Annotated in this window: 12 protein-coding genes; 3 read left to right on the forward strand and 9 right to left on the reverse strand. The window is 66.9% G+C overall.

Features of this window, described 5'->3' with window-relative positions:
• Positions 1 to 238: 238 nt before the first annotated feature.
• The 3 genes from fdxA to ACLB0R_RS03780 form a co-directional block, all read right to left on the reverse strand.
• Positions 239 to 577, reverse strand: coding sequence for a ferredoxin FdxA (gene fdxA / locus ACLB0R_RS03770; RefSeq protein WP_416642012.1), 339 nt, complete (start codon positions 575 to 577; stop codon positions 239 to 241).
• A gap of 64 nt (positions 578 to 641) precedes the next feature.
• Positions 642 to 935 (reverse strand): RNA-binding S4 domain-containing protein, encoded by a 294-nt coding sequence (locus ACLB0R_RS03775; protein WP_416642013.1) that lies wholly within the window; start codon positions 933 to 935, stop codon positions 642 to 644.
• Positions 928 to 3426 (reverse strand): helicase-related protein, encoded by a 2499-nt coding sequence (locus ACLB0R_RS03780; protein ID WP_416642014.1) that lies wholly within the window; start codon positions 3424 to 3426, stop codon positions 928 to 930. Before ACLB0R_RS03780 ends, ACLB0R_RS03775 begins: the two co-directional genes overlap by 8 nt.
• A gap of 274 nt (positions 3427 to 3700) precedes the next feature.
• On the opposite strand from ACLB0R_RS03780, the gene ACLB0R_RS03785 reads away from it, so the two are divergent.
• A complete protein-coding gene (locus ACLB0R_RS03785) occupies positions 3701 to 5173 on the forward strand; it encodes a M23 family metallopeptidase (protein WP_416642015.1) in 1473 nt (490 codons plus the stop codon).
• A 115-nt stretch (positions 5174 to 5288) separates the two neighbouring features.
• Here the strand turns inward: ACLB0R_RS03785 and ACLB0R_RS03790 are convergent, their stop codons facing one another.
• The 5 genes from ACLB0R_RS03790 to ACLB0R_RS03810 all read right to left on the reverse strand — a co-directional run bounded on the left by ACLB0R_RS03790 (position 5289) and on the right by ACLB0R_RS03810 (position 11224).
• Positions 5289 to 6950 (reverse strand): ATP-binding protein, encoded by a 1662-nt coding sequence (locus tag ACLB0R_RS03790; protein ID WP_416642016.1) that lies wholly within the window; start codon positions 6948 to 6950, stop codon positions 5289 to 5291.
• Positions 6951 to 7032: 82 nt separating this feature from the next.
• A complete protein-coding gene (locus tag ACLB0R_RS03795) occupies positions 7033 to 7791 on the reverse strand; it encodes a TIGR02186 family protein (RefSeq protein ID WP_416642017.1) in 759 nt (252 codons plus the stop codon).
• The gene (locus ACLB0R_RS03800) at positions 7788 to 8702 is read right to left on the reverse strand and encodes a sulfite exporter TauE/SafE family protein (RefSeq protein WP_416642018.1); all 915 of its coding nucleotides are present in this window, start codon (positions 8700 to 8702) and stop codon (positions 7788 to 7790) included. The genes ACLB0R_RS03795 and ACLB0R_RS03800 overlap by 4 nt, the downstream gene beginning before the upstream one ends.
• Positions 8703 to 8765: 63 nt before the next feature.
• Positions 8766 to 9845, reverse strand: a complete 1080-nt coding sequence (locus tag ACLB0R_RS03805) for a hypothetical protein (protein WP_416642019.1) — start codon at positions 9843 to 9845, stop codon at positions 8766 to 8768.
• Positions 9842 to 11224 carry a glycosyl transferase family protein gene (locus tag ACLB0R_RS03810; protein ID WP_434953827.1) on the reverse strand — a complete coding sequence of 461 codons (1383 nt, stop codon included), beginning with the start codon at positions 11222 to 11224 and terminating at the stop codon, positions 9842 to 9844. The genes ACLB0R_RS03805 and ACLB0R_RS03810 overlap by 4 nt, the downstream gene beginning before the upstream one ends.
• Before the next feature lie 158 nt (positions 11225 to 11382).
• Here ACLB0R_RS03810 and ACLB0R_RS03815 point away from each other — a divergent pair, with 158 nt between their 5' ends.
• Together ACLB0R_RS03815 and pbpC are read left to right on the forward strand one after the other, a co-directional pair.
• Positions 11383 to 17187, forward strand: a complete 5805-nt coding sequence (locus ACLB0R_RS03815; protein WP_416642021.1) for an alpha-2-macroglobulin family protein — start codon at positions 11383 to 11385, stop codon at positions 17185 to 17187.
• 25 nt (positions 17188 to 17212) lie between these two features.
• Positions 17213 to 19420, forward strand: coding sequence for a penicillin-binding protein 1C (gene pbpC, locus ACLB0R_RS03820; RefSeq protein WP_416642022.1), 2208 nt, complete (start codon positions 17213 to 17215; stop codon positions 19418 to 19420).
• A gap of 86 nt (positions 19421 to 19506) precedes the next feature.
• Here pbpC and ACLB0R_RS03825 read toward each other — a convergent pair whose 3' ends face one another.
• Entirely contained in the window at positions 19507 to 19992 is a 486-nt protein-coding gene (locus ACLB0R_RS03825) for an outer membrane protein assembly factor BamE (RefSeq protein ID WP_416642023.1), read from the reverse strand.
• Positions 19993 to 20058 lie beyond the last annotated feature (66 nt).

Below are 20058 nucleotides of genomic sequence, written 5' to 3' on the forward strand. Positions count from 1 at the left end.
GACCGGCTGTTGGTTCCCGCAAGCCGGATCGTGCTCGACGAACTGCTTGCGGAACCCGCCACGACGCTCAAAGCAATGCTCGATCGCGTCAGCACGGCGCTGGGGCACACGCCCGCGATCTCACGCAAGCATTATGTCCACCCGATGCTGATAGCCGCGGCGCGTGGCGAAGCGGAGAGCCCCGATATCGCTTCCGTCACCCTGCCGAGACGGAAGCGCCCGGCTCAGGCAACCACGTTCAGTCGCCCTGGCCGGGTTCCGGCGAGAAATACTTGTCGTACTTGCCAGCCTGCCCCTTGAACTCGTCGGCATCGGCCGGGCTTTCGCGCTTGCGCGTCAGATTGGGCCATTGCGCCGAGAACGTCGCGTTGAGCTCAAGCCACTTCTCCTGGCCGCTCTCGGTGTCGGGCAGGATCGCCTCGGCGGGGCATTCCGGTTCGCAGACGCCGCAATCGATGCATTCGCTGGGGTTGATGACGAGCATGTTCTCGCCTTCATAAAAGCAGTCGACGGGGCAAACTTCGACGCAATCCATATATTTGCAGCGGATGCAGGCGTCGGTGACGACATAGGTCATGCAATGAATTCCCGGTTGATGCGATAGACGAACACGGCGTTGCTATGCGCCACGCCGCGGCGCGTCAATCCGGTACAGGGCCCAGGGTGGTGACATCCGCATAGCATTGCTGCGCTTCCGGCGCAGGACCACGCCGCTTGGGGATCGCCGCGACGCGAATGACGCGCACGCGGCCACCTTGCACGAACGCGATGACCGAACCGACCCGCACCGGCGCGTGCGCGCGATCGATCCGCCGGCCGTCGAGCCGGAGCGTTCCTGCTTCGGCATAGGCTTGCGCCGCCGAGCGTGTCCGCGCGAGGCGCGCGAACCAGAGGAATTTGTCGAGCCGGAGCGTGGCGGGCGCGTCGTCAGCCATTGCCGGCCGCGAACCGGGCAAGATCGGCAAAAGCGTTGCTGGGCTGAGCGGCAGCTTGGCGAGGCGGACGCCGGCGACCATGCCACGCCCAGCGTGCCGCTTGCCCGGCGGGTGCCGGCAGTCGCCGGAAGCCAAGCGCGACCATCAGTCGCGCCAGCGTCTCGGTCGTGAGCCCCGCGGCGACAGCGGAGGGCACCGCGAAATCGAACGGCTCGCGCCCCTTGCGCGTATCATGCGCGGCGCGGGCGATGCGCTCGACGAGATCGACGCGGAGCGCCTGCCGGCCAATGGCGCGATAGCCATGCGGCGGGGTCGTATTGCGCGCCAGGGGCAGAACCGGGGCCTCGCTGCTCGCAACAACGCCCGCGCGCAAACCCACCAGCGCTTGCCGCCACGGTGCAGCGCGCGGCTTCAACACGCGCGCATCGAACAAATCGAGCGTGCCGATCGTCACGCCTGCGCGGCGCAATCGCCGACGCCCTTCGTCGCCCAAAGTCGCCAATGCTTCCTCCACCTCGGCCCGGGCAATCACACCAGTGCCTGCAACCAAGGCGCCGGCGATGGCGCGTTCGGATCCACTTGCTGCCGGTTCGCGCGCGATTGCGGCTAGCGCCGTCACGCCGGGCAGATGACGCACCATCATCGCTTCGAGCCATGTCTGAAGGCGCTCGCGAGCCGCGTCGCGCAAGGGGGGCGGAAGGCAATCGAGCGCGCGATCAAGCGCGACCGTTGGCAGCAAGCCGTGGCGGGCGGCCCGCAGCACCGCGACGCGATGCCCCTGCCAATTGATCGCAGCCGCCTCCCCTGCCTCCACGACCAGCGACAGCGCGTTGTCGGGCGCCGCCACAAGCGCCTCGCCGCGCCGGGTTCGCTCGCTTGCCAGCCGCCGCTCGGCAGCGGCCAGCAGCAGCTTCTTGTCGGCATGCCCCGCTCGCGCATCGACGATGAAGCGAAAACCCTCGAGCCGACCGATCGCGTGATCCTCAACCAGCACTTCGCCATCTGCGGCGATCGTGACGGGCAGCGCGCGCGCATCGGCACCGATCTGGCGCAGCAGCATCGTCGTGCGCTTGTCGACGAAGCGTTGGGTCAGCGAAGCATGGAGCGCGTCGGACAATCGCTCCTCCAGCGCGCGCGTCCGCTCGGCCCAATGCGCCGGATCAGCCAGCCAGTCGGCGCGGTGCGCGATATAGGCCCAGCTGCGCGCAGCGGCGATGCGGCCGGCGATCGTCTCGACATCGCCCTGGACATTGTCCAGGCGCGCGAGTTCGGCGGCGAACCAGTCGGTCGGAAGATGCCCCCGGCCGGTCGACAAAGGATCGAACAGCCGCGCCACGAAACGGGCGTGCGCGTCGGCGCCGGTCTTGCGAAAATCGGGGACGCCGCATGCCGACCACAGCCGCGCGACCATATGCGGCGATCGAGCGCGGTCGCGCACCCAATCCTCGTTCGCCAGCCGCTTCAGCACGGCAAGGTCGATCGCTTCGGGCGCCGCTTTCAGCACCGCGTGATCGGGCCGCCGTTCCAGATCGCCAATCAGCGCGTCGACAGAGGCAAAACTGGGGCCGCCCTCGCGCCAGAACAGCTTCTCAAGCGGCGGGAAGCGATGCTCCTCGATCGCCTCGATCTCGTCGGCGGTGAAAGCGCCCGGCCCGTCCTCGCTCAGCGCCCCGAAGGTGCCGTCGCGCTGATGCCGCCCGGCGCGGCCCGCGATCTGCGCCATTTCCGCCACCGTCAGTCGCCGCTGGCGCCGCCCGTCAAACTTGCTGAGAGAGGCAAAGGCGACATGGTTGACGTCCATGTTGAGGCCCATGCCGATCGCGTCGGTGGCGACAAGGTAATCGACCTCGCCCGCCTGGAACATCGCGACCTGCGCATTGCGCGTGCGCGGCGACAAGGCGCCCATCACCACCGCCGCCCCGCCGCGCAGGCGCCGGAGCATTTCGGCGACGGCATAAACTTCTTCGGCGGAGAACGCGACGACGACGGATCGCTTCGGGAGACGCGAGATCTTCTTCACACCGGCATAGCTGAGCGTCGAAAAGCGGGGCCGCGCGATAATCTCGGCGTCGGGGACCAGCGCCTGGACCATTGGCCGCAGCGCTTCCGACCCCAGGATCATCGTCTCGTCGCGGCCGCGCATGTGGAGCAGGCGATCGGTAAAGACATGCCCACGCTCGGGATCAGCGCCAAGCTGCGCCTCATCGAGCGCAACGAAAGCCGCTTCTCGATCGCTCGGCATACTCTCCGCCGTACACAGGAACCAGCGCGCGTTTGGCGGTACGATGCGCTCTTCGCCGGTCACCAGCGCAACGCGGTCGGCGCCCTTGATCTTGACCACGCGATCATAAACCTCACGCGCCAGCAGCCGTAGCGGAAAGCCGATCATGCCGCTCGAATGGCCGCACATCCGCTCGATCGCGAGGTGGGTTTTGCCGGTGTTGGTGGGGCCAAGCACGGCGGTTACCGAAGGACAATCGCTGCGCGCCATGACGGTAGCCAAGATTGCGTGTCCGTGCGCCCGGCGCAACCACCCGCGTTCGAAAATGCTGTTAACCAATATTGGCGGATTTGTGCGGGTTTCGCCGGTTCCGCGCCACGGCGAATTTCATCCGCCCGAGCGCACAGTTCGTCGCAATTGGGACAGTCGCATGCGGCAGTTAATTTGACTTTAGGTTTTCAACCCCACAGTCAGATTGACGACGCAATTGGGATCGCGGGCCGTAAAAAACGGTGCGAGGCCTGCCGGGTGGGGATGGAAGGCTGTGTTTCTACGCAGCGATTTGGCGATCGATGAAGGCGGCGGTGCAGCCGTTCTATCCTCGCGCGTCCTGCCCGGATTGCCCGAACAACGCCGGCTCGATCAATGGCGGCAATGGCTTCGCGATGTCGACTGGGCGCCTGACCTTGGCGCGCGCATCGGCTCGGCCGACTGGTATCGCGGCGCCGCGACGTGCCTGGCGCTTTGTACGGCAACCTGCCTGCTGTCGCCCGGTTTCAACAGCAAGATCATCGGGGACGTCCCGGCGCCGCTCTCGGGCAGCGACTGGGAAGATGCGCGCGCCCAGATCATCACCCCGCTGGCGGAAGGCGCCGATACCGGTCGCCGGCTTGCTGCCAATAATCTCGTGCGGCGCCTGGGCGAAACCCCCGAACGCCCGATCATCTCGCTGACCGCGACGCTGGGCGGCGGCGATGATTTCCGGGGCGCGCTCGAACGTGCCGGCGTATCGAGCGCTGACGCGGTCACCACCGCCAACGCCGTCACCCGCGCGGTCGCGCTCAACGACGTCAAGCCTGGCACTCAGCTCGACCTCACGCTCGGGCGCCGCCCCGCCAAGGGCCAGCCGCGGCCGCTGGAAGCGATGAAGTTCCGCGCGCGGTTCGACCTGTTCGTCGACGTCAATCGCGTCGGCCAGCAGCTCGTCATGACCAAGCAGCCGATCGCGATCGACAATACGCCGCTCCGCATCCGCGGCCTGGTTGGCTCCAGCCTCTACCGCGCTGCCCGAGCTGCTGGCGCGCCGGCCAAGGCAGTCGAAACCTATATCCGCGCGCTCGCCAGCCGGGTGTCGGTCGGCCGCGACCTGCGCGCCAGCGACACCTTCGACTTGACGCTCGAGCGCCAGCGCGCCGCAACCGGCGAAGTCCAGCTCGGCAATCTGCTCTATGCTGGCCTCGACCATGGCGACCGCAAGGTCGAGCTGGTCCGCTGGGGGGATGGCGATCATGCCGAGTGGTACGACGCCAAGGGCATTGGCGAGCATAAGGGCATGATGTCGATGCCGGTCGCCGGCCATGTGACCTCAGGCTTCGGCATGCGCTTCCACCCGATCCTCAATTTCATGAAGATGCACAAGGGCATGGACATCGGCGCGCCTTATGGCTCGCCGATCCACGCCGCGATGAGTGGCACGGTTGCTTTTGCCGGGCGCAGCGGTGGCTATGGCAATTTCGTCAAGCTCGTCCATGGCGGCGGCCTCGCCAGCGGCTATGGTCATATGAGCCGCATCGCGGTGGCGCCAGGCACGCGCGTGCAGCAGGGCCAGGTGATCGGCTATGTCGGATCGACTGGCCTCTCGACCGGCCCGCACCTCCATTACGAGCTGTGGCGCAACGGCGTGTCGGTCAACCCGCGCTCGATTTCGTTTAGTACCGTTGAGCAATTGTCCGGCGCCGCGCTCAAGCAATTCAAGCAACGCGTGGCCTGGCTGCTGTCGGTCAAGCCGGGAAAATAACGATATCGTCACCCCGACCTTGAGCCAGGGTCTCACTATTACTGGCCGACCGAAGAAGCGGGACCCCGGCTCAAGGCCGGGGTGACGACGTGGTTTTTGCCTCCGCTTACCCCCCTCAATGCCCCTGCGCGCGCCAGCGGCGGATGGTGCGCGCGATTATCTGATCCTCGCCGCCAGTCTCACGCCATAGGGTCGAGAAGACCGGATCGTCTGAGGCTGGGCGCTTGGCCTCATCGAGCGAGTCGAAGGCCACACGGATCGGGATGGCAACACCCTCGCCGCAGATAATGCATTCGCGATTGCGCAGCGCCGGGATCGAATCGAGGAAGCCGCGCGCGCCCTCGGGCATAGCCGCTCGCACGAAAGCCTGGTCGCGGTCGTTGTTGAGGCGCATCGCGATGATGGTGCCGCATTGTGACAGCACGCCTTCGGCCAAGTCCGACGGGCGCTGCGTGATCAGCCCGAGCGACACGCCGTACTTACGGCCTTCCTTGGCGATGCGGCCCAGGATGCGGCCAACCGAGGATTTGTCGGCATTGGCTTCGCTGGGAATATAGCGATGCGCCTCCTCGCAAACGAGCAGGATGGGACGCTTGGGCTCGTTGCGCGACCAGATGGCGAAGTCGAACACCATCCGGCTCAGCACCGCAACGACCACCGACGTGATCTCGCTCGGTACGCCCGACACATCGATGATTGAGATCGGCTTGCCGTCGCCGGGCAGACGGAACATCCGCTGGATGAAGGCGGCCATCGTGTCGGCGACGAGCATGCCCGAAAACATGAAAGCGTAGCGCGGATCGGCCCGGATTTCGTCGATCTTGGTCTTGAGGCGCAGGTACGGCGCGGTATCGCCGGCGCGATCGAGCTTGCCCATTTCGAGCTGGATGAAATTGACGAGGTCGCTCAGCAGATAAGGCACGGGCGCATCGACCGTAAGCTTGGTGATCTCTTGTCCCAGCCGCCCCTTGGAGCGCGCCATCAACAGGCATTTGGCGAGAATATCGGCATCGACCTGACGCTCGGCACCGCTCGCCGTGACGAACACCTCGCAATGTTCTTCGAAATTCATCAGCCAATAGGGCATGGCGAGATTGCCGACATCATAGCGTTCGCCATTGGTCGCGAAGGCAGCGCCATATTCGCCATGGGGATCGACCATGACGACATGGCCCTGCGGCGCGAGCTCGCAGATGCGATGAAGGATCAGCGCGGCAGAAGTCGATTTGCCGGTGCCCGTTGAGCCGAGCAGCGCGAAATGCTTGCCGAGCAGCGCATCGACATACAGCGCGGCGCGGATATCGGTGGTGGGGTAGACCGCACCGATTTCGATATAGGCGCGGTCATCGGCGGCATAGACTTGCTTGAGGTCGGCGCTCGATACCGGGAAGACACCGGCGCCCGGCGTCGGATAGCGCGTCACGCCGCGGCGGAAGCGATAGAGCTTGCCGGTCAGCCGCTCTTCATCACCCTCGCCCAGAAAATCGATCGTCGCGATAAGTTCGTCGCGATGCGTGTCGGACAGGCGCAGCGAGCGGATATTAGCGAGCAGCCATGTCGCACCAACGCGCACTTTCACCTGACCGCCCATCTGCCCAGCTGCGGCAATCGCGGGATCGGTGCTGGAGGCCAGTTGCGCCAGTGCATTCGCGTCGAGCAAGATCTGGCTGCTGGCGCCGGAAACGTCCAGCACAACGCCAATCCCTTCGACGGGGGACGGCGCCGGCGTAGCCGATGATGCTTGAGCAAAAGCGCGAACAGGCGCCATGTCGGTCATTACTCAGTCCCCAGCTACAAAGCGGGACTGACCATGCCGGCGCAATCGTAAATATTGCGTGTCGGATCGGGAAAACAGGCGCTTACACGCGCCGCGCGACCCACCCCGCGGCCCAGCCGAAAGCGACCGACAGCGCAACCGCGACCAAGCCGTAGGTAAACTGGCGATGCTCGGCACTGCGCGCCACGAACCGTTCGAACCCGGATTTGCGGATGGTGATGTCTTTTACCGCCGCCGCAATCACATGGCCGTCACGAATGAGGAAGGTTTCCGCGGTAAATCGGCCGACCGGCACGCGCGCGGGAATCGCCACCCTGGCGCGATACAGCACCTTGTCGGTGATCTCGACGGCCCCGGGCGCCTCATAATAGAGCCCGGCGCGCTGTTTGAGGTCGACAAGCCCGCGCACAAAGCGTTGCTGTTCCTGGTCGGGCGCGGTGACCGAGGGCGATAGCTGCAGGCTGTCCAACCCCAATTCGTAAATCGCCCGCGTCCGGTCATCGACCAGCTGGTCGATCGGTCGCGACGAGGCAATGGCGTAGAAAGACGGCGCCGATTGGTAGCGCATCCGCGCCGCATTGACCCAGATGCCGGCGACCTTCTGCTTTTCACGCACCAGGATACGTTGTGTAGGCCCCTTCACCACCACGACGATATCAGCATCGCTGTCGTTGGGCGCGCGGCCGCCGGGATAAAGGATCGCACCGAACAACAGCAGTTCGGCACCGGTGAAGCTGTAAACGATGTTGATGTCGCGTTCGGAAACGTCGGGCACCAGCACCGGCTTGGCCTGGGCCATGACGAGCGGCGCGGCGAGCGCGAGCAGCGCCGCCCGCCTCACTGCACCTCGACCGAATAGATTTCGTCGGGCCGGAAGCCCAAGCCCAAAGCGACGCGCACCGCGAGCAGCATAACGATGATCGCCAGCGCCAAGCGCAGATATTCGGGTCGCACGCGGCTAGCGAACCGCGCGCCCAATTGCGCACCGACCACCGACCCGAGGAGCAACAGCGCCGCCAGCACGATATCGACCGCCTTGGTCGTCAGCGCGTGGACCATGGTTGCGACAGCGGTCACGAACAGCGTCTGGAACAGCGAGGTGCCGACGACAACCTGCGTCGCCATGCCGAGCAAATAGAGCATCGCGGGCACGAGCACGAAGCCGCCACCGACGCCGAGCAGGATGGTCAGGATGCCGACGAAAAAGCCGAGCAACAGCGGCGCGAGCGGCGAGATATAGAGCCCCGACCGATAAAAGCGCGTCCGCAGCGGCAGCGCGGCGACGAGCGGATGGTGGCGCCGCTTGCGCGCGGGCACGGGGATGCCGGTACGCCGCGCCTGGATCGCCGCCCAGCTTTCCCGCCCCATCGTCGTGCCGATAAAGCCGAGCAGCAGCACATAGATGACGGCGATGACGGTATCGATCTGGCCGAGCGCCTGCAGCAGTTTGAACAGCCACGCGCCGACCAGCGAGCCGACAATGCCGCCCGCAACGAGCACGCCCCCCATCTTAAGGTCGACGCCCTTGCGCTGGAGATGCGCAAAAACCCCCGACACGCTGGCGCCAGTGACTTGCGACGCGGCCGAGGCGGCAGCGACCGTCGGGGGGATGCCATAGACGATCAACAGCGGGGTCGTGAGGAAGCCGCCGCCAACCCCGAACATGCCCGACAACAGCCCTACCCCGCCCCCGAGCAGCACGATCACCAGCGCGTTGACGCTCAGGTTCGCGATGGGAAGATAAATGTCCATGGCCCTGGCGCCTGCCCTTATCGCGTTCCGCACCGGCGCGAAAGGCGCGCCATGCCACGCTTTTTAGAAATCGGCGCCGAGGGTGATGGCCGGCCCCGATACCGGGTGCGCGCCGCCGGCAACGCGCTCCCGCCAGTCAAGCGAGAGGCGGACTTGATGCGTCTTGATCGGCAGATCGGCGGTCAGCGCGGGGCCGAGATCGATGCGCGCGGCGTCAGGCTGGATTGCGCCCCACACGCCGCCGCCGAGCGACAGCCGCACTGCGCCTGCTTTGGCAACGGGCCGATCGAGCCGCGCCGCGCCATCCGCAAAGCCGACCCCACCATTGCGCAGGATGACGCCGGCCTGACCATAAGCCTCCAGCCGGAAATTATGCACGACCGTCAACGGTCCTGCGCCCGCGATGACACCAAGCGCTGGACCACCAAGTCCCTGCTGCAGCGGCACCCGGTCTTCGGCGATCAGGTGGATCGGCAGGCGCGTCGGCTGCCAGTCGGCCCCGAATGCCGCTTCGGCTTGTGGGTGAGCGAGCGCCGAAGACACGCGGCCATAGATGGTCAACCGCCGCGCCGAGTCGACGAGATAGCCGACCCGCGCGCCCGCCTGATCCCCACCCAGCGTTCCGCCGCTCAGCCCGCCCTGCTCGCTGCCGCCCCGCGCGAACAGCCAGAAACTTGCTCGCCACCGTGTCGCCGTGCGGCCCGGCTTGGCGAGCCGGTTGGCCGATATACCAAGTGGGATGATCGGTGCGATATCGACCGACGGCAGAGCGGTCGCCGTGCCGAAGCTTGTGAGCCCGAGCATCGCCCCGGCGATTGCAGCGCCGTGGGAGCGTCGAGCGGGTACGACCAATCCGGCAAAAGGCGGATCGGGGACGATGAGCGAAGCGGCGATGAGCTGGGGCGCGGGCGCCTCGAAGATCGACGCTGGCGATGGCGGTGGCAACGAGGCGGCACGCTCCGCGCGGCCCAACGAGGGCGTGGCGCTAGTCGGGATTGCGGCACTGGCGGGCGGGACCAACGCCAAATGCCGCGCCGCGAGCGCCGGCAGCGGCATCGCTGGCCAGAGCATGACGACGCGCAAGCCGATCCAGCCGCCAAGGACCGCGCCGAGAAAGCGCAACGGGCGGCCCGGTCCGTTCATGGCTGGCCGAACGGAAGGCGATCGGGAAATTGGTGCTCCGTCTTGTCCCAGCGAGTCGGCCCGCCGCGCAATTGCGCGACATAGGTCACAAGGGCCCGCCGCGCCGCCAGCATCGCGATCACATTGCCGATGATCGCCCGCGGGACGGACAGGGCCGCTTCGCCCCAGCCATGGACCCGAGCGGTGAAGGCCGCTCTCCAGACTAGCCTCCACGCGAGCAGCGAGAGGTTCACCGCTACCAGCCACGCCGGCAGCAAGGGCGGCGCGCCGGTTTGGGCGACGACAGCGCGGCCTGCCATCGACACCGTACCGCCGACCAGCCCCACATAAGCCGCGACGAGCACTAGCACTGCCAATGGAGCGCGGCGATCGCGCATTCGCATCCAATGCTCACCCCAGGCGTGCCACTGCCCCCAACCGGTGCGATCCCAGCCGGCGAGCGCGATCCCGGTCATCCAGCGCGCCTTTTGCCGCACCGCCGCCGTGATGGTCGCCGGGAAATAGGCGTTGACTGCGATCAGCGGCTCGCCCGCTGCCGGGCGTACCCGCGCAAACGTCGCCCGACCGCCCAGCGCCGCGATGCGCAGCCCGAGCTCGTAATCTTCGGTCAGGCTGTCGGCATCGAAGGGCGCGCCTTGGCGCTCGGCAGCGATCCGCGCGATCACCGAATACCCGATCGCGCAGCCGACACCCGCAAGCGGCAGCGCGGCGCCGAGCGCCTGGCGCACCACGAGTTGCTTGCCGTGCGCCTCGGCGAACTCATCGAGATAATGCCCGCCGATCAACCGCGATCGTCGGTGCGGCAGCGGCTGGACGGGCAGTTGCACTGCGTCATGCTCGTCGAGCAGCGCATCGAACAGCCGAAGCTCGAGCGGGTGAACCACATCTTCGGCATCGTGCAGCGCTATCGCGCGCACCGGCTCGCCATCGAGCGCGACATCGCGCGCCAACGCGCGCCACAGCGCGTTGAGGCAATCGGCCTTGGTCGTCGGGCCGTTTGCCGAACCGATCACGAGACGGACGCGCGTATCGCTTTCGGCGACGTGGGCGACCGCGCTGATCGTCGCGCGATCATTGGGATAAGTGCCGACATAGATGCGGTAATCGGGATGATCGATGGTCGCGAGCGTGTGCCGCAGCATCGCGTCGATCACGCCGGCCTCATCCCAGGCGGGAATGAAGACGGCGATGCGGCCATGGCCGTTGCCGAGCCGAATGGCTGTCGAGGCCAACCCACACACGCCCAACCAGCGCTGCCACAGATAGACAAGGTCGATGGCGAGATCGTCGATGCCACCGACGAGAAAGCCGACAGCGGCGAACAACAGCAATTCGCGAGTCGCCGCGTCCCAGCCGGCGAGCACCGGCGCCGCTTCAATCAAACCCCCGCTCAACTCTTTCCCCCACGAGTCGCGCAATTGCGGGATGATGCGCCACGACTCCGCAAGATCAAGCACTTGGCGAAAAGATTTCGCGATGGATTTGGCGGGCACGGACCGGTAGTTTCACGACAGATTCTGGGCGGGGGGAGAGTCCCATGAAGCGCATGCATCGGTTGGCGTTCCTTGCCCTGGCGCTCGCGCCGGTCACCGCGCTGGGCGACAGCAGCCCGCAAGTGGTGATGGCGACACCGGGCGTCGGCAACGGTGCGATCGAGCGCTTCACCGTGCGCTTCAGCCAGGCGATGGTGCCGTTGGGCGACCCCCGTGCCGCCTCTCCCTTTAAGGTCGATTGCCCGATCGCTGGCGAAGGCCGCTGGGTCGACCAGCAGACCTTTGTTCATGAATTCAAGGGCCCGTTGCCGGGCGGCACGGTCTGCACCTTCACCCTCAACGACGGGCTGAAAAGTGCAAGCGGCTATGAAGTGGGTGGCCAGAAGACCTTCAAGGTCGATGCCGGCGGCCCGACCGCGCGCGCGGTGTTGCCCAGCGAGGACGGCTCGGAAATCGAGGAGGATCAGGTCTTCCTCGTCGCCGCCAATCTGGCGCCGACGCCGCAATCAGTTGCCGCCAATGCCTATTGCGCGGTCGACGGGCTAGGCGAGAAGATTCCGGTCGACGTGCTGAGCGCCGACTTGCCCGCTCAATTGCTCGGCCAGATCGGCACTGATCGCTGGGAAGTCAGCAATTTCCTCGACAAGGCCGGCCTGCCCGCGATGCTGCCCGCCGCGGCCAAGGAACGGCAGGCGGCGCTGGGATCGGTGATCGCGGTCAAGTGCCACCGGCCGCTGCCCCCCGGCCGCGCCGTGTCGCTGGTCTGGTCGGGCAAGATCGCAGGCGCGAGCGGCAAGCAGGCGGGCGCCGACCAGCGCTTCGACTATACCGTGCGCAAACCCTTCACCGCGCGCTTCGAATGCAGCCGCACCAATGCCCAGGCGGGTTGCTCGCCGGTCGAGAAAGCGTGGGTGCGCTTCTCCGCGCCGATCGCCACCAGCCTCGCCAACCAGATCCGCATACAACTGCCCGACGGCAAGGTGATCGCGCCCAAGGCCGACACCAGCACCGATCACACCGACCAAAAGACCAGCGCCACCACCGCCGACATCGCTTTCGCGCCGCCGCTGCCTTACGCCACGGCTGCCAAGCTGATCCTGCCCGCCGGCATCAAGGACGAAAGCGGTCGCCCGTTGAGCAATGCCGAGCGCTTCCCGCTCGACGTGCGCTTCGATGCCGCCCCGCCTTTGGTCAAGTTCGCGGCGAGCTTCGGCATTCTCGAGCTCAAGGAAGGCGGCGTGCTGCCTGTGACGGTTCGCAACGTCGAACCCGCGCTACAAGGCAAAAACCAGATGATCGGCGGCGGCGCGCAGCGCGTGGACGGCGATGGCGCGATCGCGCAATGGCTGCGCACCGTGGCAGACGCCGACAAGACCGCCGACCACGAAGTCACCCGCGCCGGCAAGACGGTGCGCGTCAACGACACCGGCGCCAAGCCCATCCTCGCCGCCGGGGCCAGCCCGCTCCAGGTCGGCCTACCCGGCAAGGGCAAGGATTTTGAGGTCGTTGGCATCCCGCTCACCAAGCCCGGCTTCTATGTGGTGGAACTGGCCAGCCCCGTGCTCGGCCAGGCACTGCTCGGCCGCCCGGCGCCGCGCTATGTCGCGACGGCCGCGCTCGTCACCAACATGGCGGTGCACTTCAAATGGGGCCGCGAGCGCAGCCTGGCCTGGGTGACCTATCTCGACAGCGGCAAACCTGTTGCCGGCGCCGAAGTGCAAGTGACCGACAGCTGCAGCGGCCAGTTGCTCGCGCATGGCAAGACCGATGGCTCGGGCGGCGTGTTCGCGCCCGCCGGTCTCCCCGCGCCCGAAACCTATGGTGACTGTCAATACGGCCAGCATCCGCTGATGATCTCGGCACGCCTGGCCGACGACATGAGCTTTACCCTCACCAGCTGGGGCGAAGGCATCCGCCCGTACGACTTCGACTTGCCCTATGGCTATGAAGCGCGCGACGACATCATCCACACCGTGTTCGACCGCGCGCTCGTCCGCCAGGGCGAGACGGTGCATATGAAGCATATCATCCGCAAGCCGGTCGGCGCGGGGTTCGCGGTTGGCGAGGCGTTCGAGGGCACGTTGCGCCTGTCGCATCGCGGGTCGGACACGCAGTTCGACATGCCCCTCACCATCGACGCCAATGGCATCGGCGAGACGAGCTGGACCGCGCCCAAAGGCGCACCGATGGGCGATTACGACCTGTCAGTGATCACGGACGAGAAGACCATCTCGACTGGCCAGTCGGTGCGGGTCGACGAGTATAAGCTGCCGACGATGCGCGCGAGCGTGACCGGGCCCAAGGACGCTGCGGTCAAGCCCAAGACGCTGCCGCTCGACCTGTTCGTAGGTTACCTGTCAGGCGGCGGCGCGCCCAATCTGCCGGTGCAGCTGCGCGTCGGCTGGTTCGCCAGCGACAAGACGCCCGACGGCTATGACGCCTATACGTTCGGCGGCCAGGCGGTTGCCGAGGGCACCAAGCCGATGAACGGCAATGACGAGGACGAAACCACGCCCTTGCCGCCCACCCAGACGCTGCCCGCCACGCTGCGCGCCGATGGCACGCTGTCGCAAAGCGTGGAGGTACCGCAATCGCTGCCCGGCCTCGCCAATATGCAGGTCGAGATGGATTATCAGGATGCGAATGGCGAGACGCTGACCGCCTCCAAGTCGATCCCGATCTACCCCGCTGCCGTCCAGATCGGCATGAAGACCGATGGCTGGCTGATGAAGCATGACGATCTGCGCCTGCGCCTCGTCACGCTCGACACCCAGGGCAAGCCGGTTGCCGGCCAGCATGTCGATGTCTCGCTCTACAGTCGCCAGATATTGACCGCGCGGCGCCGGCTGATCGGTGGCTTTTACGCCTATGACAATCAGGTGAAGACGACCAAGCTCTCCGCCAGCTGCTCAGTGACGAGCGACACGCAGGGGTTGGCACAATGCCAGGTGAACCCCGGCGTCTCGGGCGAAGTCTATGCGGTCGCGACGACCAAGGACGCCGCGGGCAACGAGACGCACACCACAACCTCGGTCTGGCTGGTCGGCGAGGATGACTGGTGGTTCGGCGGCGACAATGGCGACCGCATGGACGTGATCCCCGAGCAGCAATCGTACAAGGCCGGCGACATCGCCCGCTTCCAGGTGCGCATGCCGTTCCGCGACGCGACCGCGCTCGTCACCGTTGAGCGCGAGGGCGTGCTGGCGAGCTATACGACCGAGCTGTCGGGCACCGATCCGGTGGTCGAGGTGAAGATGCCGGGCTCTTACGCGCCCGATGTTTTCGTCTCGGTGATGGTCGTGCGCGGGCGGGTGACGGGCTTCTGGAGCTGGCTTGGCAATCTGGCGCATCAATGGGGCCTGCCGTTCGGCTCGGCCGAGCCGACCGAGCCGACCGCGACGGTCGATCTCGCCAAGCCGAGCTATCGCCTCGGTATCGCCAAGGCGAAGGTCGGCTGGGAAGCGCATCAATTGGGCGTCGCGGTCAAGGCTGACAAGGAGCGCTACGCCGCGCGCGATGTCGCGCAGGTCGATGTCGCGGTGGCGCGGCCCGACGGCAAGCCGGCGCAATCGGCCGATGTCGCCTTTATCGCGGTCGACCAGGCATTGCTCCAGATCGCGCCGAACACGTCGACCGATGTGCTGACCGCGATGATGGGCGAGCGGTCGCTCGCCGTGCTCACCTCGACCGCACAGACCCAGGTCGTCGGCAAGCGGCATTATGGCAAGAAGGCGGTTGAAGCCGGTGGCGGTGGCGGTGGCGGCGATACCTCGGGCCTTAATCGCCAGAATTTCCAGCCGGTGCTGCTGTGGCAGGGCCATGTCGCGCTCGACGCCAAGGGCCATGCGCGCGTGCCGGTCCAGCTCAACGACGTACTGACGGCGTTCAAGCTGGTTGCCGTCGCCACCGACGGCGCTGATCTGTTCGGCAGCGGCGAGGCGACGATCCGCGCGAGCCAGGATTTGCAGATCTTCTCGGGCCTGCCCCAGCTCGTCCGCTCGGGCGATTATTATGGCGGCATCTTCACGCTCAGGAACAGCTCGGGCGCACCGATGACGGTCAGTGCTTCGGTCGCGCTGACGCCCGCCATCGCCACCGGCCATGTGCTGAAAGTGACGATCCCGGCGGGTGGCGCGGTGCCGGTCGCGTGGAACCTGTTCGCGCCCGACGTACCCGACAGCGCCAATCTCAGCTGGCATGTCTCGGCCAAGGCCGAGGGGGGCAAGGCGGCGGACCAGATCACCGTGACCCAGCAAGTCATCCCCGCCGTGCCGGTGGAAGTCTGGGCGGGCGCGTTGACCCGCGTCGCGGCGAACACCCAAATCCCGATTGCGCCGCCCGCGGGCGCGCTCCCGGGCCGTGGTCTCGTCTCGATCCGGCTCGACGATACGCTGGCGCCGCCGCTGGAAGGGGTGCGCGATTTCATGCGGCGCTATCCCTATGACTGCTTCGAGCAGCGGCTGTCGCGCATCGTCGCGCTGGGCGACACCGGCGGCTGGACCGCGCTGGCCGGCGATTTGCCGACTTACCAGGCGCCCGATGGCCTGCTCCGCTACTGGCCGTCCGACACGCTCGACGGGTCGGAAGCGCTGACCGCTTATGTGCTGGCGATCACGTCCGAAGCCGGCCTGACCCTGCCCGAAGGCCCGCGCTCGAAGATGATCGAGGGGCTGAAGGCGGTGGTCGATGGCCGCATCCGGCATGAGACTTATGGCGATGTGCGCTTGCGGCGCGCCGCGGCGTTCAGCGCGCTGGCGCGGGCGGGCGCGGCGACCCCGGCGATGCTCGGCCAGCTCGGCATTACGCCCGCCGAAATGCCGACCGGGCCGCTCGCCGATTACATCGTCGCGCTCGATCATGTCCCCGGCCTTGCCAACGGGGCTGCGCTCCACAAACAGGCCGAAGCCGTGCTGCGAAGCCGCTTCGTTTATGAAGGCACAAGGCTCGACCTGACCGACCAGGACAATGCGCCGTGGTGGCTGATGGGCTCGGCCGATGAAGGCTCGATCAAAGCGTTGATCGCGGTACTGGGCCGCCCCGGCTGGAATGACGAGGCGCCCAAGATCATGGTTGGCGTCGCCAGCCGCCAGTCGCACGGCCGCTGGGACACGACGACGGCGAACGCCTGGGGCACGATCGCCGCGCGCAAATTCGCCGGGCTCTATCCGGCGGAGAAGATCGCGGGCATCACCACCGCCTTGCTCGGCAACACCACCCGCTCGTTGAGCTGGCCGCTCGCCCCGGCGCAGCGCAGCTTCACCCTGCCGCTGCCCGCGCAGCAGACCCCGCTCAAGCTGGCGCAAGCGGGCGGTGCTGGGCCATGGGCGACAGTCGCAGTGTCGGCGGCCGTCCCGCTCAAGGCGCCGTTGTTCGCGGGCTACAAAGTCAGCCGCCAGGTGACGATGGTTCAGGCCAAGCATCCGGGGCAATGGTCGCGCGGCGACGTCGTCCGCGTCGTCATCACCGTCGAGGCGAGTGCCGAGCGGAATTGGGTGGTGGTCAGTGACCCGATTCCCGCCGGCGCAACGATCATTGGCGATCAGGCCAACCAGTCGAAACTGCTCGCCGCCCAGGGCAGCGACGGCGGCGGATCGGTGTTCAACGCAGTGATCGGCGGCAAATTATGGGATGTGCAGGCGGGCGTGAAAGCCAGCTATGTCGAGCGCGGCAATGATGGCTATCGCGCCTATTTCGACTGGGTGCCGCGCGGCACGTTCAGCGTCGCCTATGTCATGCGGCTCAACACGCCGGGCCGCTACAATCTGCCGCCGACGCATGTCGAGGCGATGTACGCGCCCGCCATCCACGCCAGCGTGCCGAATGCGCCAGTGACGATCGCGGCGCAGTGAGGGAGGCGGTGGCGCGCTGATCGAGATGGTGTGGCGTTCCAAGATCGAGGCGCTCGCCCAGCGGCTCGGCAAGCGGGCCATCGCTTTCCTGCGCTGGGGCGACCGCGCCTGGCTCGCGCTCACCTCGCGCAACGGGCTGATCGGCGTCGGCATCGCCCTGCTCGTCGCGCTCGCCGCGACGGCCGACTACGCGACGCTCCCCCCGCCTATGCCGAGCTATGCCGAGGCGCGCCACGCCTTCCAGCCCTCCGAAGCGTGGCTCTATGACCGCAACGGCCGGCTGATCGATACGGTGCGCGTCAATTTCCGCGCGCGGCGCCTCGCCTGGGTGCCGCTCGATCAGATCGCGCCGGCCGCCCCCCGTGCGATCATCGCGGGCGAAGACAAGCGTTTCCGGTGGCATGGCGGCGTCGACTGGCTGAGCCTGGCCGGTGCGGCGCGTGATTGGGCGCGTGGCCACCGCACCCGCGGAGCGAGCACGCTCAGCATGCAGCTGGCGGGCTATCTCGCGCCCGACCTTGCCCGCCCCGGCGCGCGGTCAGTGTGGGACAAGCTGCGCCAGATCCGCGCAGCCTGGGCAATCGAAAGCGGGTGGAGCAAGGACCAGATCGTCGAGGGCTATCTCAACCTCGCCGGTTATCGCGGCGAAGCACAGGGCATCGGTGCTGCGGCACTCGGCCTGTTCGGCAAGACGCCCGATGCTCTGTCGGCGGATGACGCGACCTTGCTCGCTGCCCTGCTGCCCGATCCCAATGCCAAGCCGGACCAGATCGCGCGGCGCGCTTGCCACCTGGCGCAGGCGAGCAACTGCACCCGCTTCAACGCGCCCGCCTATGCGATGGTCGGCCCGGCGCGCAGCTTGGCGCTCGACCCCGGCCTTGCCCCGCACCTCGCGCAGCGGCTGCTCGACCAGCCGGGAATGCGCGTGACGACCACGCTCGATGCCGATATTCAGCGCCTTGCCACCATAGCGCTCAGCCGCCAATTGGGCGGGCTCGGCCCGTCGCGCGCGCGTGATGGCGCAGTGATCGTCGTCGATAATGCGAGCGGCGATGTGTTGGCTTATGTCGGCGGCGTGCGCGGCGGATCGACCGCGCCCGATGTCGATGGCGCCTCAGCCTATCGCCAGGCGGGATCGACGCTGAAGCCGTTCCTTTACGCCCAGGCGATCGAGAAGGGCTATGTCACTCCCGCCTCGATCCTCGACGATTCGCCCGTCCAGCTCGACACCGCGTCGGGCCTTTATGTGCCGCAGAATTACGACAAGGGCTTCAAGGGGCCGGTGTCGGTGAGGAGCGCGCTGGCGGGCTCGCTCAACGTGCCGGCGGTGCGCACGCTGTTGCTGGTCGGCGTGCAGAGCTTTCGCGACCGGTTATGGGATAGCGGCTATCGCGGCTTGACCGAGGATGGCGATTTCTACGGCTATTCGCTCGCGCTCGGCTCAGCCGATGTGACACTGATGGAGCAGGTGGCCGCCTATCGCAGCCTGGCGCTGGGTGGCCGCTGGGCACCGCTGAGGCTGACCATGAAAGACCCGCGCGAGCCGCTCCGCGCCATCACCACACCCGCCGCGGCCTGGCTGGTCGCCGACATGATTGCGGACCCCAATGCGCGCGTCGCCACTTTCGGCCTCGACAATGCGCTGCGCCTGCCCTTCTGGGCGGCGGTCAAGACCGGCACGTCGAAGGCGATGCGCGACAATTGGTGCATCGGCTTCACCCCGCGCTACACGGTCGGCGTGTGGGTCGGCAATCTGGAGGGCGACCCGATGCGCGCCGTCTCAGGCACCAGCGGCGCGGCGCCGGTGTGGCGCGACGTGATGCTGGCGCTCGGCGCGCGGGGGGCAGCCGCGCCCATGCCGATGCCGGCGGGGGTCGAGCGGCGGCGGATCAGCTTCGCCAATGCGATCGAGCAGCCTCGCGCCGAATATTTCCTGAAAGGCACAGCCCAGACGCAAATCGCCTTCGCCCCGCCCGAGGCGCGACGGCCGCACATCACCAGCCCGGTCTCCGGCAGCGTCTATGCCCTCGATCCCGACATCCCGATCAAGAATCAGGCGCTGGCGGTGGAAACCTCGGGCGATGTCGCCACCCACCATGTGCTGCTCGATCGCCGCGACCTTGGCGCCGCCGATGCGCATCCGATGATGATGGCCGGCCCCGGCCGGCACCAATTACAGCTGATCGATCTTGGCGGGCGCATCGTCGATCAGGTCGTCTTCACGATGCGCTGAGCGCAAGCGCTACCGGACCAGCACATATCGCCGGGAAATAGGGTTATGCGAGAAAGTGCCTCCCAATAGCGCGCAGCGCGCCGGTATCAGGGCGTATCGCTGGGGCCACCCTGGCCGCCACCGCCGGGCAGCGCGCCGACGGTGCCGATATTGCCGAACAACTGCTCGAAGAAGCTGCGTTTGCGGCCGAGCGTCGGGGTGACCTTGCGATAGGGGCTCACGTTGCTCGCCAGCTCCAGCCCGGTTTTGCTGATCGAAGTCACCGTGCCCTGCTCGTCGAACTTGACGCGGATCGCCTGTTCTGAAGTCGGCTTGGGGTGGGTGTAGCCCAGATATTTGGTGTCGCGAGCAACGTAGAACCATTCGCGATCGTTGAATTGCGAGGTGAAGGTCGGCGTGCCCAGCACTTTCTGCACCGAATCCCTGTTATCGACGCGCGGCTGCACCGAATTGACGAGATCGGCATCGATCACATAGCCGGTATGGCCCTTGAGCGACTTGCACCCGCCGAGCGACACGGCGGCCAGCGACGCAACAATCAACAGGGCAGGCTTAATCGCGGCGCGACGCATTCAATTCTCCCGGCGCCGCCACCCAAGTCAGAGCGCGTCGCGTATAGGTCCAAAGCGCGGCATTGC

The sequence above is a fragment of the Sphingomonas sp. GlSt437 genome (genome assembly GCF_048015635.2).
In the GTDB taxonomy this organism is placed as follows: Bacteria; Pseudomonadota; Alphaproteobacteria; order Sphingomonadales; family Sphingomonadaceae; genus Sphingomonas.